This is a genomic window from Citrobacter sp. TBCS-15, from assembly GCF_005280815.1.
GTDB classification, from domain to species: Bacteria; Pseudomonadota; Gammaproteobacteria; order Enterobacterales; family Enterobacteriaceae; genus Citrobacter; species Citrobacter werkmanii.
This window is the reverse complement of the sequence record NZ_SZWK01000291.1, coordinates 1-258: the sequence shown is the minus strand read 5'-3', so window position 1 is coordinate 258 and position 258 is coordinate 1. Positions and strand designations below refer to the sequence as shown.

The following is a 258-nucleotide window of genomic DNA, read 5'->3' as shown; positions in this document are numbered from 1 at the left end:
GTCAATTCCGACATAAGTTCTATTTTTATTAAATACAGATAAATTAAAGTCTGTTAGTTTAGTGTCTTGCGGAGTGAAGTAGTAAGCTGTATCCTGCATAGGTAAGCCCATATTAAACGCTAAGAACTTATTCTGTAACGCTGGGTCTCCTTGCGCAAGCTCGTACTCCTCAATAACTCCTGACCACTTAGGAACATTGCCAATAAGTGGTAAAGCCATAGTCCAATTCTTTTTATCTTTGACCTGCTCATGATTTTC

At 38.0% G+C, this 258-nt stretch carries 1 protein-coding gene; it reads right to left on the bottom strand.

Annotated features, from left to right (window positions below; all coding sequences use genetic code 11):
- The coding region (locus FDW96_RS17630; protein WP_306463085.1) for a terminase TerL endonuclease subunit at nucleotides 1-258 on the bottom strand (258 nt) is incomplete at both ends.